13 protein-coding genes are annotated in these 14,600 nt (G+C 60.5%); 5 read left to right on the top strand and 8 right to left on the bottom strand.

Annotated features, from left to right (window positions below; all coding sequences use genetic code 11):
* Positions 1 to 244 precede the first annotated feature (244 nt).
* From ACQ4MY_RS04380 to ACQ4MY_RS04390, 3 genes are all read left to right on the top strand, one after another.
* A complete protein-coding gene (locus ACQ4MY_RS04380; RefSeq protein WP_008080142.1) occupies positions 245 to 1,636 on the top strand; it encodes a GntP family permease in 1,392 nt (463 codons plus the stop codon).
* Between the two features lie 7 nt (positions 1,637 to 1,643).
* Positions 1,644 to 2,417 (top strand): 3-hydroxybutyrate dehydrogenase, encoded by a 774-nt coding sequence (hbdH, locus tag ACQ4MY_RS04385; RefSeq protein WP_008080141.1) that lies wholly within the window; start codon positions 1,644 to 1,646, stop codon positions 2,415 to 2,417.
* Positions 2,418 to 2,574: 157 nt separating this feature from the next.
* Positions 2,575 to 4,530, top strand: a complete 1,956-nt coding sequence (locus tag ACQ4MY_RS04390; RefSeq protein ID WP_440093956.1) for an acetoacetate--CoA ligase — start codon at positions 2,575 to 2,577, stop codon at positions 4,528 to 4,530.
* 6 nt (positions 4,531 to 4,536) lie between these two features.
* Here ACQ4MY_RS04390 and ACQ4MY_RS04395 read toward each other — a convergent pair whose 3' ends face one another.
* Positions 4,537 to 5,643: a PilT/PilU family type 4a pilus ATPase gene (locus ACQ4MY_RS04395; protein WP_440093958.1), complete on the bottom strand. Its 1,107-nt coding sequence runs from the start codon at positions 5,641 to 5,643 to the stop codon at positions 4,537 to 4,539.
* A 132-nt stretch (positions 5,644 to 5,775) separates the two neighbouring features.
* Here ACQ4MY_RS04395 and ACQ4MY_RS04400 point away from each other — a divergent pair, with 132 nt between their 5' ends.
* Complete coding sequence (locus tag ACQ4MY_RS04400) at positions 5,776 to 8,313, top strand: PAS domain S-box protein (RefSeq protein ID WP_440093960.1); 2,538 nt, start codon at positions 5,776 to 5,778, stop codon at positions 8,311 to 8,313.
* Between the two features lie 52 nt (positions 8,314 to 8,365).
* Positions 8,366 to 8,641, top strand: a complete 276-nt coding sequence (locus ACQ4MY_RS04405) for a peptidylprolyl isomerase (protein WP_007912322.1) — start codon at positions 8,366 to 8,368, stop codon at positions 8,639 to 8,641.
* Between the two features lie 109 nt (positions 8,642 to 8,750).
* Here the strand turns inward: ACQ4MY_RS04405 and ACQ4MY_RS04410 are convergent, their stop codons facing one another.
* The 7 genes from ACQ4MY_RS04410 to ACQ4MY_RS04440 all read right to left on the bottom strand — a co-directional run bounded on the left by ACQ4MY_RS04410 (position 8,751) and on the right by ACQ4MY_RS04440 (position 14,555).
* The gene (locus ACQ4MY_RS04410; protein WP_440093962.1) at positions 8,751 to 9,683 is read right to left on the bottom strand and encodes a sugar kinase; all 933 of its coding nucleotides are present in this window, start codon (positions 9,681 to 9,683) and stop codon (positions 8,751 to 8,753) included.
* A gap of 140 nt (positions 9,684 to 9,823) precedes the next feature.
* Positions 9,824 to 11,038: an amino acid deaminase gene (locus ACQ4MY_RS04415; RefSeq protein ID WP_440093964.1), complete on the bottom strand. Its 1,215-nt coding sequence runs from the start codon at positions 11,036 to 11,038 to the stop codon at positions 9,824 to 9,826.
* Positions 11,039 to 11,077: 39 nt separating this feature from the next.
* Complete coding sequence (locus ACQ4MY_RS04420) at positions 11,078 to 11,842, bottom strand: IclR family transcriptional regulator (protein ID WP_008080131.1); 765 nt, start codon at positions 11,840 to 11,842, stop codon at positions 11,078 to 11,080.
* Between the two features lie 163 nt (positions 11,843 to 12,005).
* Positions 12,006 to 12,395 carry a RidA family protein gene (locus ACQ4MY_RS04425; protein WP_440093966.1) on the bottom strand — a complete coding sequence of 130 codons (390 nt, stop codon included), beginning with the start codon at positions 12,393 to 12,395 and terminating at the stop codon, positions 12,006 to 12,008.
* A gap of 31 nt (positions 12,396 to 12,426) precedes the next feature.
* Complete coding sequence (locus ACQ4MY_RS04430) at positions 12,427 to 13,224, bottom strand: amino acid ABC transporter ATP-binding protein (protein WP_440093967.1); 798 nt, start codon at positions 13,222 to 13,224, stop codon at positions 12,427 to 12,429.
* Positions 13,221 to 13,883 carry an amino acid ABC transporter permease gene (locus tag ACQ4MY_RS04435; RefSeq protein WP_440093969.1) on the bottom strand — a complete coding sequence of 221 codons (663 nt, stop codon included), beginning with the start codon at positions 13,881 to 13,883 and terminating at the stop codon, positions 13,221 to 13,223. The genes ACQ4MY_RS04430 and ACQ4MY_RS04435 overlap by 4 nt, the downstream gene beginning before the upstream one ends.
* A 9-nt stretch (positions 13,884 to 13,892) precedes the next feature.
* Positions 13,893 to 14,555 carry an amino acid ABC transporter permease gene (locus ACQ4MY_RS04440; RefSeq protein ID WP_003225455.1) on the bottom strand — a complete coding sequence of 221 codons (663 nt, stop codon included), beginning with the start codon at positions 14,553 to 14,555 and terminating at the stop codon, positions 13,893 to 13,895.
* Between the last annotated feature and the right edge of the window lie 45 nt (positions 14,556 to 14,600).

Consider the following 14,600-nt stretch of genomic DNA (forward strand, 5'->3'; position numbering starts at 1 on the left):
CATTGAAGATCAAAAGATCGCAGCCTTCGGCAGCTCCTACATGACTTTCGATGTAGGAGCTGCCGAAGGCTGCGATCTTTTTTGGCCACACAAGTCTCACAAAAGAGACAAAAGGGATAAACCGATCACGCAGAAACGAATTATCTCCTTATATTTCAATAGCTTAATGTTCTGGCACAAATCTCGCTAAGCCCTCTCCCACAACGTTTCAACCACAAAAATAACAATTCTGGAGAGACACACCATGAGTGTGATCATTGCCTTGGCGGCCCTCGCGCTGCTGATGCTTGCGGCCTATCGTGGCTACAGCGTTATCCTCTTTGCCCCGATTGCCGCCCTCGGCGCTGTTCTGCTGACTGACCCTTCTGCGGTTGCCCCTGCCTTCACCGGGGTGTTCATGGAGAAAATGGTCGGTTTCATCAAGCTGTACTTTCCTGTGTTCCTGCTCGGCGCAGTGTTCGGCAAGCTGATCGAACTGTCCGGTTTCTCGCGCTCGATTGTCGCGGCGGCGATTCGCCTGCTCGGCACCAAACAAGCGATGTTGGTGATCGTGCTGGTCTGCGCCTTGCTCACCTACGGCGGCGTGTCGTTGTTCGTCGTGGTGTTCGCGGTGTATCCGTTTGCTGCCGAGATGTTCCGCCAGAGCAACATCCCCAAACGCCTGATCCCGGCGACCATCGCACTGGGCGCGTTTTCCTTCACCATGGACGCCCTGCCCGGCACGCCGCAGATCCAGAACATCATCCCCAGCACCTTCTTCAACACCACCGCTTGGGCAGCGCCGTGGCTAGGTGTGATCGGCACGATTTTCGTGTTCTGCGCCGGCATGCTGTTCCTGCAGCGTCAGCGCAACAAGGCGCAACGCGTCGGTGAAGGCTACGGCACAGAGTTGCGTAACGAGCCGGAGACGGCTGAAGACCTGACCCTGCCCAACCCGTGGATTGCTCTGTCGCCGTTGCTGGCGGTGGGCATCATGAACCTGTTGTTCACCCAATGGATTCCGCAGTGGTACGGCAAGACGCACAGCCTCGCGCTGCCGGGCATGGCCGCGCCGGTCACCACTGAAATCGCCAAACTCACGGCGATCTGGGCGGTTCAGGCAGCCTTGTTGATCGGGATTTTGATGGTGCTGGCGTTCGGCTTCAAAGCCATCCGCAGCAAACTCGCTGAAGGCAGCAAAAGCGCGGTCAGCGGCGCACTGCTGGCGGCAATGAACACTGCATCGGAATACGGCTTCGGCGCGGTGATTGCCTCGCTGCCAGGCTTTCTGGTGCTGGCCGATTGGCTCAAAGGCATTCCCAATCCACTGGTCAATGAAGCCGTTACCGTGACCTTGCTCGCCGGTATCACCGGCTCCGCCTCGGGCGGCATGAGCATCGCGCTGGCGGCCATGTCCGAGCAATTCATCGCGGCCGCCCATGCTGCGAACATTCCGCTGGAAGTGCTGCACCGCGTCGCCGCCATGGCCAGCGGCGGCATGGACACCCTGCCGCACAACGGCGCGGTGATTACGCTGCTGGCGGTGACCGGCCTGACCCACCGCGAAGCCTACAAAGACATTTTCTGTATTACGCTGATCAAGACCCTGGCGGTTTTCGTGGTGATCGGCACTTTCTACGCCACTGGCATTGTGTGAGGTATTCATGACCACTCTTTCCGGCAAGACCGCACTGGTAACCGGCTCCACCAGCGGCATTGGCCTGGGCATCGCGTTGAGCCTGGCCAAGGCTGGCGCCAACCTGATCCTCAATGGCTTCGGCGATGCTTCAGCGGTGATCGCCGACGTCGGTCAGTTCGGCGGCAAGGTCGGCCACCACCCGGCCGACGTCAGCGACCCGGCACAGATTGCCGAGATGATTGCTTACGCCGAGCGCGAGTTCGGCGGCGTGGACATTCTGGTCAATAACGCCGGCATCCAGCATGTCGCTGCGGTGGAGGAGTTCCCGGTAGAACGCTGGGACTCGATCATCGCGATCAACCTGTCTTCGGTGTTTCACAGCACCCGCCTGAGCCTGCCGGGCATGCGCAGCAAAGGTTGGGGGCGGATCATCAACATTGCCTCGGTGCATGGCCAGGTCGGTTCGACCGGCAAAGCCGCCTATGTGGCCGCCAAGCACGGGGTGATCGGCCTGACCAAGGTGGTCGGCCTGGAAACTGCAACCAGCAATGTCACCTGCAACGCCATTTGCCCGGGCTGGGTATTGACGCCTCTGGTGCAGAAACAGATCGACGATCGTGCGGCCAAAGGCGTTGATCCGCAGCAGGCGCAACATGATTTGCTGGCCGAGAAGCAACCGTCGTTGGAGTTCGTCACGCCGCAGCATCTGGGGGAACTGGTGTTGTTCCTGTGCAGCGAGGCCGGCAGCCAGGTACGCGGTGCCGCGTGGAATATTGATGGCGGGTGGCTGGCCCAATAACCCGGCCCTTTGTAGGAGTGAGCCTGCTCGCGATGGCGGGTTGAGCGTCAACATCATCGGTGACTGGCAGGCCGCTATCGCGAGCAGGCTCACGCCTCCAGAAAACCGGCACTATTACCTGCGCCGTGTGCATGAACCCGAAAACAAGAGGCAATCAATGTCCGACATCCTCTGGCAACCCGATGCCAACCGTATCGCCCACTCGCGCATGGACATGTTCCGGCGCGCGGTCAATCAGCGCCATTCGCTGAAACTCGACGACTACCCTGCGCTGCACCAATGGAGCATCGAGCAACGCTCGGAATTCTGGCAGGACATCGTCGATTTTTTCGACATTCGCTTCCACACCCAGCCCGACGCTGTATTGCGTGAGGGCGAAACAATGCCCGGCGCCGAATGGTTTCCGGGCGCAACACTGAACTTCGCCGAACACCTGCTGCGCCGTCGCGACGATGCCCTCGCGGTGATTGCTGTCGGCGAAAATGGCCAGCGTGAGCAACTGACGTGGGCCGAACTGGCTGAGCACGTCGCCGGGTTCCAGGTCAGTCTGCAGGCGGCGGGCGTTGGCCTCGGCGACCGGGTCGCCGCGTGCATGCCCAATACCTGGCAGACCCTGGTGGCGATGTTGGCGACTACCAGCCTTGGCGCGATCTGGTCGTGCTCTTCCCCGGATTTCGGCACCCACGGGGTGATTGATCGCTTCGGCCAGATCGAGCCGAAAGTGCTGATCACCTGCGCCGGTTATCGCTATGCCGGCAAAGACATCGACCAAACGACGAAGCTCAACGAAATCCTTGAGCAACTGCCTTCACTGCAACAGCTGATCATCGTGCCCTACTCGCGTGCGCAAGCGCGCATCGGCGACTACCGAACGCACGCCGAAGTGCACCTGTGGGATGACTTCTACGAGCCCGCTGGCGAACCGCACTTTGTTCCAGTGCCGTTTAATCATCCGCTGTATGTGCTGTATTCCAGCGGTACCACCGGCGTGCCCAAATGCATCATTCACAGCACCGGCGGCGTGCTGCTGCAGCATGCCAAGGAACACGGCCTGCATTGCGACCTTGGCCCCGGCGATCGTTTGTTTTACTACACGACTTGCGGCTGGATGATGTGGAACTGGCTGGTCTCGGCGCTCGCGGTCGGCAGCGCGGTGGTGCTGTACGACGGCTCGCCGTTTTACCCGGACAACGCGCGGTTGCTGGACTTGATCGATGACGAGCGCATCAGCGTGTTCGGTACCAGCCCGAAATTTCTCGCCACCCTTGAAGCCAACCACGTCAAACCCCGTGACAGCCATGATCTGAGCAGCCTGAAAACCCTGCTGTGTACCGGTTCAGCGCTGTCGCCGCAAAGCTACGATTTCGTTTATCGCGATCTCAAGCCTGACGTTTGTCTGGCCTCGATGTCCGGCGGCACCGATATCGTCTCGTGCTTCGTTAACGGCAACCCACTCTCGCCGGTCCGTCGCGGTGAAATCATGGGCAAGAGTCTGGGCATGGCGGTTGAAGTGTGGAACGACGCTGGCCAGCCGGTGATCGCCGAAAAAGGCGAACTGGTCTGTACCCGGCATTTCCCGGCGATGCCCATCGGGCTCTGGAACGACGCCGACGGCAGCCGGTTGCGGCAATCCTATTTCAGCCTGTTTCCCGGCGTCTGGGCGCAGGGCGACTACGCCGAACAACTGCCCAATGGCGGCATGATGATCCACGGCCGTTCGGACGCCGTGCTCAATCCCGGCGGCGTGCGCATCGGCACGGCGGAAATCTATCGCCAGGTGGATAAAGTCCCGCAGGTGCTGGACAGCGTGGCCATCGGTCAACAATGGCAAGACGATGTGCGCGTGGTGTTGTTCGTGCGCCTTGCAGACGGCATCGAACTGGATGAAACCCTGCAAAAACAGATTCGCCAGGTGATCCGCGCCAACACCACGCCACGGCATGTGCCGGCAAAAATCGTCACGGTGACCGACATCCCACGCACCATCAGCGGCAAGGTGGTTGAGCTGGCCGTCCGTAACGTGGTGCACGGCGAGAGGGTCAAAAACACCGATGCACTGGCCAACCCCGAAGCACTGGAGCAGTTTCGCAACCGCGCTGAACTCAACGACTGAAGCCGCTCAATCCATCAGCCCCCACTCACCCGAAGTGGGTGGCGCTGGCGTGGCATCGGCCTGCAACTTCAGGCGCAGACGCAGGTTGTTCACCGAGTCGGCATGTTTGAGCGCTTCGTCTTCGCTGATGACGCCTTCCACCACCAAGGCGTGCAGCGCCGCGTCGAAAGTCTGCATGCCCAGTTCGGCGGATTTTTCCATGATGCCTTTGAGCTCGCCCAATTCATTGCGCCGGATCAGGTCGCCAATGGTCGGCGTGCCCAGCATCACTTCGACTGCCGCGCGTCGTTGCCCGTCCAGCGTGCGCACCAAGCGCTGCGAAACAAAGGCTTTGAGGTTATTGCCCAAGGCATGCAGCAACTGCGGCCGGCGCTCTTCGGCAAACAGATTGATGATTCGGTCGAGCGCCTGATTGGCATTGTTCGCGTGCAGGGTCGACAGCACCAGATGGCCGGTTTCGGCAAAGGCCAGGGCATGCTCCATGGTTTCGCGGTCGCGGATTTCGCCGATCAGCACAACGTCAGGCGCCTGGCGCAAGGTGTTTTTCAGCGCGGCATGGAAACTGCGCGTATCGACACCGACTTCGCGCTGGTTGATGATCGACCGCCGATGGCGATGGATGTACTCGATCGGGTCTTCGATGGTAACGATGTGCCCGCTGCTGTGGCGGTTGCGATGATCGATCAGCGCCGCCAGCGACGTCGACTTGCCGGAGTCGGTGGCGCCGACAAACAGAATCAGGCCCTGCTTGAGCATGACCGAGTCGAGCAATACCGGCGGCAACTTGAGGTCTTCGAAACGCGGAATATCCAGCTTGACGTTGCGGATGACAATCGACACATCATTGCGCTGCTTGAAAATGTTGACGCGAAAGCGGCCGATGCCGGCGCGCGAGATCGCCAGGTTCATTTCCAGATCGCGGTCGAACTCCTGCCGCTGTTCGGCGTCCATCAGGGAACTGGCGATGGCCGCCACCTCGCCAGGCTTGAACGACTGTTCGCTCAACGGCGTCAGCACCCCTTGAAAACGTGCACTGGGTGGCGCCCCGGTCGACAGGAACAGGTCCGAGCCGTGCTGGCTGGCCAGGCGTGTTAACAGTGCATCGATTTCCATGGCAAAAAGCACCCGCGAAGCTTGCAAAAATTCAGACGTGGCCCGCGGCGGTGACGCAGCGGTACATTGAGCGTCTACCGTCCTGAAGGATTGTAGACGCCGCCTCAACGAACGATGCTCAGGACTGATGTGATGAACGCTGTACCCACCAACGACGATGCGCTGGCGCTGATCGCCCGTACCGACTGGAGCCGCAGCCCGCTGGGCAGTGCCAGTGCGTGGCCGCAAAGCCTGCGCACCGCGGTGGACATCGTGCTGCACTCGCCGATGCCGATGCTGTTGCTGTGGGGGCCGCAACTCACGCAGATCTACAACAACGGCTTCGCCATGCTGGCCGGCCACAAGCATCCGCACGCTTTCGGACAACCGGCGCACCTGATATGGCCAGAACTTCGAGACTTTACCGACCCGATTTACAGCGCCGTCCTACAAGGTCAGGTGCGCACCTACACCGAACGCCGCTTCACTTTGCAGCGTGAGGGCAAAGAGTCGGACTTCTGGCTGGACCTGACTTACAGCCCGATCCGCGACGAAACCGCGCAAGTCGCCGGGATTCTGGTCACGGCCATCGAGACGAACGAGCGCAGGCGCATCGCCCTGGAGCTGCAACAACGTTCCGAAGAAAGCCTCAAGGCTCAACGCGAAAGCGAAGAACGCCTGCAACTGGCCCTCGCCGCCACCGATGCGGTGGGCACGTGGGATTGGGACATTGCCGAAGACCGTTTTATCGCCGATACGCATTTCGCCCAGTTGCACGGAGTCGATCCTGCGCAGGCGCGCCAGTTGCCGATCAGCGACTACCTGCAAGGCGTGCACCCCGAAGACCGCGCGATGGTTGCGCGCAGCATCAAGCATTGCATCACGCATGGCACCGAATACGCCGAGGAATATCGCCTGCTGCAGGCCGATGGCGAGTTGCGCTGGGTGTTCGCGCGTGGCCGCTGCTACAAGGATCATCATGGCCGGCCGATGCGTTTCCTCGGTGCCGCGCTGGACCTGACCGAGCGCAAACACACGGAACAGGCGCTGCGCCAGAGTCAGACCGAATTACAGTTGATCATCAACGCCATGCCGATCCTGATCAGCTACGTCGACCACGAGGAACGTTTTCGCCTGAACAACGCCGCTTACCTGGATTGGTACGGGCTGACGCCGCAGGAGCTGTATGGGCGCACCATCCGCGAGGTCATTGGCGAAGAAGCCTACTTCCTGCGCGCGCCCTACATTGCCGAGGCACTGGCGGGTCGCTCCTGCTCATTCAGCCTCTACACACCGCACCGCGATGGCAGCAACCGCCATGCCTTGATGAATTATTTGCCGCGTCACGGCGCCGATGGCGCGGTGAACGGTTTCTATATCTTCGTCATCGACGAAACCGAACGCAAAAAGACTGAAGAAGCGCTGCGCAATCTCAACGAAACGCTGGAAGAGCGTGTCAGCGCGCGGACCGAACAACTGGCTCAGGCCAATCAACGCCTGCAGAACGAGATGTTCGAGCGCGAGCGAGCCGAAGACGCGCTGCGCCATGCGCAGAAGATGGAAGCCGTCGGCCAGCTCACCGGTGGCATTGCCCATGACTTCAATAACATGTTGACCGGGATCATCGGCAGTCTGGACCTGATGCAACGCTATATCGCCAATGGCCGCGCCGATGAGATCGGTCGTTTTACCGAAGCGGCGGTGTCCTCGGCCAATCGCGCCGCCGCACTGACCCATCGGTTGCTGGCGTTTTCGCGGCGCCAGTCGCTGGATCGCAAAACCCTCAACGTCAATGAGCTGATTCATTCGCTGGAGGATCTGATCCGTCGCACCAAGGGCGACCCGATCGAACTTGAACTGCGCCTGGCCGAGCCGGTATGGCCGGTCAGCACCGACGTCAGTCAACTGGAAAATGCCCTGCTCAATCTGGTGATCAATGCCCGCGATGCCATGCCCGACGGTGGCGAGTTGCTGATCGAAACGGCCAACGTCTACCTTGATGGCAGTGATATCACCACACTGGAACCGGTCAAGGCCGGCGATTACCTGATGCTCGCGGTCAGTGACAACGGCACCGGCATGACGCCTTCCGTGCGCTCCAAGGCCTTCGACCCCTTCTTCACCACCAAGCCGATTGGCCAGGGCACCGGTTTGGGCCTGTCGATGATTTATGGATTTGCCCAGCAGTCCGGCGGGCATGTCAGCCTCGACAGTCTGCCGGGGCAAGGCACCTGCGTGCGCCTGTATTTGCCACGGTTGCAAGGGCTGGAGCCGGAACGCCCGGCCGCCGACCCGATCCAGCAGCCAACGGCCGCCGCCACCGGTGAAACCGTGGTTGTGGTCGAAGACGACCCGGCGGTGCGCATGCTCGTGCTCGATCTGCTCAAGGAGCTGGGTTATCAAGCGTACGAAGCCGAGGATGCAAAAACCGCCCTGCCCTGGCTGGAATCGAATCTGCGGGTGGATCTGCTAGTGACCGACGTCGGTTTGCCGGGCATGAACGGTCGGCAACTGGCGGAGATTGCCCGCCAGCATCGGCCGGGGCTGAAAGTGCTGTTCATGACCGGCTATGCGCAGAAAGCCGCCGAACGTCAGGGTTTTCTTGAAGACGGCATGGACATGGTCGCCAAACCCTTTGCCATTGAGCTGCTGGCCAGCAAGATCCGCACGATGATCAGCCAAACCCCGTGACTTGAGGCATAATTCCGCGCCCCGCCGTCACCCCGTTATCAGGTACCGCACGATGAAAGCCCAAGCCCGCCACATTCTGGTGAAAACCGCCGAAGAGGCCGAACAGCTCAAACAACGCATCGCCAAGGGTGAAGCGTTTGATGTACTGGCGAAAAAATTCTCCACCTGCCCGTCCGGCAAGCGTGGCGGCGATCTGGGGGAAGTTCGACCGGGGCAGATGGTCGGCGCGATCGATGCGGTGATCTTCAAAAAACCGCTGCGCACGGTGCATGGGCCGATCAAGAGCAAGTTTGGGTATCACCTGGTCCAAGTCTTCTACCGCGACTGACAAATCCATGTAGGAGCTGCCGCAGGCTGCGATCTTTTGATCCTGATTTTGAACAACAGGATCAAAAGATCGCAGCCTTCGGCAGCTCCTACAGGGGTTATTGCTTTGCTTATCTGGGGATCAGGGCGCCAGGGACTTGAATCACCTGACTCGCCAATTGGTGTCCGGCCTGCGCAGCCTCTACCGGACTGCTGCCCATCAAGCGCGCTGCCAGATACGCCGCACTGAACGAATCCCCCGCCGCCGTGGTGTCGATAACCTTCGCAACCTTCTGCGCCGGCACTTCAGACGCCTCGCCATCACAGCAAATCAGACACGCCTCGGCGCCGCGCTTGAGCACCACTTCCGGCGTACCGATTTGCGCGTAGGTCGCAAACACCTCTTCGCAATCCGCAAAACCAAACAGTGCCTGTTCGTCATCCACCGTCAGCAAAGCCAGGTCTACGTAGGGCAAGACACTGCGATACGCGGCCCGTGCTTCCTCCACCGATGCCCACAAACGTGGACGGTAGTTGTTGTCGAAGACGATCCGCGCATCGCGCTGACGCGCTTCGATCAAGGTCTGGATGAGTTTCTCGCGGCCCTGCACACCGAGCACCGCCAGGGTGATGCCGCTGAAATACAGCACGTCGTAATCCGGCAGCGCGGCGAGGATCGGCTCGGCGGCAGGCATGGTAAAGCAGTCGCGCACCGCCGCTTCGTTGCGCCAGTAGAGGAAGCGCCGCTCGCCATTGGCGTCGGTCTGGATGCAATACAAGCCCGGCAAGCGACCGGGCAGGCGTTGCACCAGGGTCAGGCCGATGCCTTCGTCCGTCCAGATCCGGCACATGGCATCGCTGAAGCTGTCATCGCCCAGCGCGGTGACGTAGTCGACTTGCGCCTTGTCGCCCAAGGCTCGGGACAGATACACCGCCGTGTTCAGCGTGTCGCCGCCGAAACTTTGCTGCAGGCTGCCGTCGGCGCGTTGCTGAAGTTCGATCATGCATTCGCCGATCAGGGCGATGCGCGGGGTGTTGGGGCCCAAGGGGCTTAGGGTGTTCATCTTGTGGTGTCTCTGTGGATTCACGTGTGTCTGTTACGGCCCCATCGCTGGCAAGCCAGCTCCCACAAGGATTAGCAATCAACCCCCGGCCCCTGTGGGAGCTGGCTTGCCAGCGATTGGGTGCGACGCGGTCTCAAGCCTTAGAAACAGGTTTCCATGCGCTCGACCACGGTCAGTTGATCATCCACCAGCAAACCGACGCGCCACTTGTCGAACGTCAGGCACGGATGTGACGTCCCAAAGGAGATGATGTCGCCAACGCGCAACGCCACACCCGGTGCCACCGTCATGAACGCGTGCTGATCCATCACCGCCGTCACTTTGCAGGCACTGACGTCGTCGCCCGTCGCCGGCACCACGTCGGCTTTGTAACGCAACAACGGCACCGGCAAACCGGCATCAAACGCGACATCACGCTTGCCCAAAGCAATCACCGCAAACCCCGGCTCCGGCATCGACTGGACATGTGCCCAGACTTCCAGCGCCGGGCGCAAACCCTCTTGCAGGTCACTGCGGCGATCGAGCACGCAGCACTGCGCTTCTTTATAGATCCCGTGGTCGTGCGCAACATAACTGCCCGGACGCAAGACGCTGAGGAAGCGTCCGCCAGCATTCTGCGCTTCGAACGATTCGGCAATCAGGTCGTACCACGCTGAGCCCGACGCGGTGATGATCGGCTTGGCAATCGCAAACGCGCCGCTGTCCTGCAACTGCACGGCGAGGCGCACCAGCGAGGCGGCGAATTCACGAATGCCACTGACCGCGTGATCGCCGTGGATCACCCCTTCGTAACCTTCGATGCCGGTCAGGGCCAGCGCCGGTTGGGCGTTGATGGCCTTGGCCAGTTCAATGACTTCCTGCTCGCTGCGGCAACCGCAACGACCACCGACCACACCGTACTCAATCATCACGTTCAACTTGACCCCGCGCGAAGCGAAGTACGCCCCGAGATCGGCGACGTTGTCCGGGTGATCGACCATGCAATAGAAATCGAACGACGGATCGGCCAGCAGATCGGCAATCAGTGCCATATTCGGCGTGCCGACCAGTTGGTTGGCCATCAGCACCCGGCGCACACCGTGGGCATAGGCTGCGCGGGTCTGCGTGGCGCTGGCGAGGGTGATGCCCCACGCGCCGGCGTCGAGCTGACGCTTGAACAGCGCCGGGGTCATGCTGGTTTTGCCGTGGGGCGCCAGCTCGGCGCCGCTGTCGCTGACAAAACTTTGCATCCAGCGGATGTTGTGCTCCAGCGCTTCGCGATGCAGCACCAGCGCGGGCAGGCTGACGTCTCGCGCCAGGTGCGCGCCGATGCTGGCGTCGCCTTTTTCCCCGGCAGTGTTGATGGCAGTCGTCATGGTCGAACTCCTCACATTCGCGGCCGCAGGCGGTCGCGGTTATTCGTTGATACGCCGGGCGAGGCTGTTGGCACTCTCGATCAGCACCCGGCGATAGTCGTTGTAATTGTTCTTCGCATCGGCCCGTGGGGCGACGATGCACAGGGTGCAGATAGCCACGCCATTACGGTCTTTGACCGGGGCGGCGAAGCAATGGGTAAAGGTGTCGGCGACACTGTCGAAAGAGAAAAATCCATCGAGGCCGGCCTGGCGGATTTGCGCCAGAAACAGTTCCAGCGGCAAGCGCTCGCCGTCGGGCAGGATGTAGTCGTCTTCGTCGATCAGGTCGATGATCTGCTGGTCGCTCAAGTGTGCAAGCAGCAAGCGACCGGAAGCCGTCCACGGGATCGGCGCGTTTTCGCCGATATCGGAGGAGATCCGAAAATGCCGCTCGCCCTCCTTCATCAGCGCCACCGTGTATTTTCGCCCGTTGAGCAGGCACATCTGCGCGGTTTCATGGGTCTGGCTGACGATCTCCTGCAAGGCGTGATCGGCTTCGCGACTGAGGTCGAAATGACGTAGATGCGCCTGCCCGAGGAAATACAGCTGCCGGCCGAGATAGACATGACCGTCCTTGCCCACCGGCTCGAGAATCCGTCGCTCCAGCAACGAGGCAACCAATTCGTAGACCGTGGATTTCGGGCTGCCGATGCCGTTGGCAATATCGTTCGGGCGCAGCGGCTGGCCGATCTCCTTGAGGAAGTCGAGGATATCGAACGCCCGGTCCAGACCGCGGGCCCGGCGTTTGATGGTGTCTTCGGTCATGTCATTACTCACTCAATATTCCCTGTAGGAGCTGCCGCAGGCTGCGATCTTTTGATCTTGCCTTTCTGGCGCTTCCAAAAATGCCAAAAGATCGCAGCCTTCGGCAGCTCCTACAAGGGTCATCGTCAGTCAGGTAACCGTTTACGCGCAAACGCGCGAGTGATCAGGGCTTTTTCTTGTAGGCGATGCAGTCGATCTCGACCTTGCAATCAACCATCATGCTCGCCTGCACACAGGCTCGCGCCGGGGCGTGCTCGGGTTTGAAGTACTCGCCGAAAACCTTGTTGAAACTGCTGAAATCACGCGGATCGTCCAGCCACACACCGGCGCGCACGACATCTTCCAGGCCATAACCGGCCTCTTCGAGAATCGCGATCAGGTTCTTCATGGTCTGGTGGGTCTGCTCGACGATGCCGCCGACAATGATCTCGCCATCCACCGCTGGCACCTGCCCGGAAACGTGCAGCCAGCCATCCGCCTCGACAGCGCGGGCGAATGGACGTGGCTGGCCGCCAGCGGCGGTGCTGCCGGTGCCGTAACGAGTAATGGTCATGGGTATTTCTCCTGATTACAAAAGTGAAAAGTCAGAACCGCGTGCTTTTGAGAAACTCAGCCAGACGCGGCGATTGCGGGCGTTCGAACAGATCCTTGGGAAGCCCCTGCTCTTCGATTCGCCCCTGATTCATGAAAACGATCTTGTCCGAGACCTCGAAGGCAAAACGCATCTCGTGGGTCACCAGCAACATGGTCATGCCGTCCTCGGCCAGGCCCTTGATCACGTTGAGCACCTCGCCCACCAGTTCAGGGTCGAGGGCCGAAGTGACTTCGTCGAACAGCATCAGACTCGGGTTCATCGCAATCGCCCGGGCGATCGCCACACGCTGCTGCTGACCACCGGACAACTGACCGGGAAAGTGATTGCGCCGCTCCAGCAGGCCCACGCGCTCAAGCCATTTCTCCGCGAGCACGACGGCTTCGTCCTTGTGCATCTTCTTCACTTTGAGCAGACCCAAGGTGACGTTCTGTAACGCGGTGAGATGCGGGAACAGATTGAATTGCTGAAACGCCATGCCGGTCATTGCGCGATGCCGGGCGATGACCTTTTCCGCATGGCGCACGCGTTTGCCGTTGCTTTCGTCGTAGCCGATGGATTCGCCGTCAAGCAGGATCTGCCCGCCCTGGAATTCTTCAAGCATGTTCACGCAACGCAGCAGCGTGGTCTTGCCCGAGCCGCTGGAGCCGATCAGCGTCACCACGTTGCCGCGCTGCATGCTCAGGTCGACACCCTTGAGCACTTCGACCGTGCCGTACTGTTTGTGCAGGCCACGAATATCCAGCAGCGGCTGGCCGTTCTGAAGGTTGCAAACTGGAGTTTCAATCATGGCAAGGCCACCCGCTTTTCAATGTGCCGGCCGAGTAATTCGATGCCGTAGTTGATGACGAAGAACAGAAAACCGGCGAACAGATAGAACTCCATGGTCATGAAGTTCCGGGCGATAACCTGTTGCGTGCTGAGCAGCAATTCGGCGACGCCGATCACCGAAAGCAAGGTCGAGGCCTTGACGATTTCGGTGGACGAATTGACCCAGGTCGGCAGGATCTGCCGCAACGCCTGAGGCAACAACACGTAGCCGAGGGATTGGTAGAACGTCAGGCCGATGGCCTGGCTCGCTTCCATCTGTCCACGCGGCAACGCTTGCAGCGCACCGCGAACAATCTCGGCGACGTGCGAGCCGCAGAACAGCGTCAGCCCTAACGCACCGGCCTGAAACGCACTGATCTGCCAACCGAGTGCCGGCGCCATATAAAAGCAGGCCAGCACCAGCACAAACACCGGCGTGCCGCGAATCAGGTCGACATAAAAGCGAAACGGCGCGCGCATCCAGAACTTGCCGTACGTCAGCACCAGACCGGCGACCACACCGAGCATCGTGCCGAGCAGGATCGCCAGCGCCGATACTTGCACGCTGGTCAAAAAGCCTTGCCAGAGTGGCTCGCGCGCCACCCACAATTCATGTAGCCAACTGGGCGATTCGTACATCGCAGCCTCCTATCGGCGGATCGCCAGACGCTGCTCGAGGTAACGCAGCAGCATGGCAATGAGGTAACAGGCCGCGACATACAACGCCGTGGTCACCAGCCAGGTTTCGATCACCCGGTAACTCTCGACGTTGATCTTGCGCGCGTAATAAGTCAGCTCCGGCACTGCAATCGCAGCAGCGAGCGAGGTGTCCTTGAACAGCGAAATGAAGTTGTTCGACAGCGCCGGCAAGACGTTGCGCAGCATCACCGGCACGGTGACGTAAGCCTTGACCTGCCACTCGCCCAGACCGATCGCCAACCCCGCTTCGCGCTGGCCCTTGGGAATGCTCAGCAAACCGCCACGGAACACTTCGGTCAGATAGGCCCCGGCATACAGGGACAGGGTGATGATGAACGACGGGATCTTGTCCAGACGAATCCCGAGGCTCGGCAGTGCAAAGTAGATCAACAGAATCAACACCAGAATCGGCGTGTTACGCACCACCGTGACGTACACCGAGGCCAGCACCCGCAGAGCGCGATGCTTTGAAAGCAAGGCAAACGCCATCAGCAGGCCGATCACGCAGCCGATCGCGATCGACACCAAGGCCAATTCAAGGCCCAGACCGAGCCCCGCCAGCAAGGTGTCGAAATCGCGCCACACGGCGGCAAAGTTCAACTGATAGTTCATGGTCAGCAGTACCTTGAGCGGGGCGACATGCATCGCCCCACTCTC

It is taken from the genome of Pseudomonas sp. SM4 (genome assembly GCF_051913165.1).
Classification (GTDB): Bacteria; Pseudomonadota; Gammaproteobacteria; order Pseudomonadales; family Pseudomonadaceae; genus Aquipseudomonas.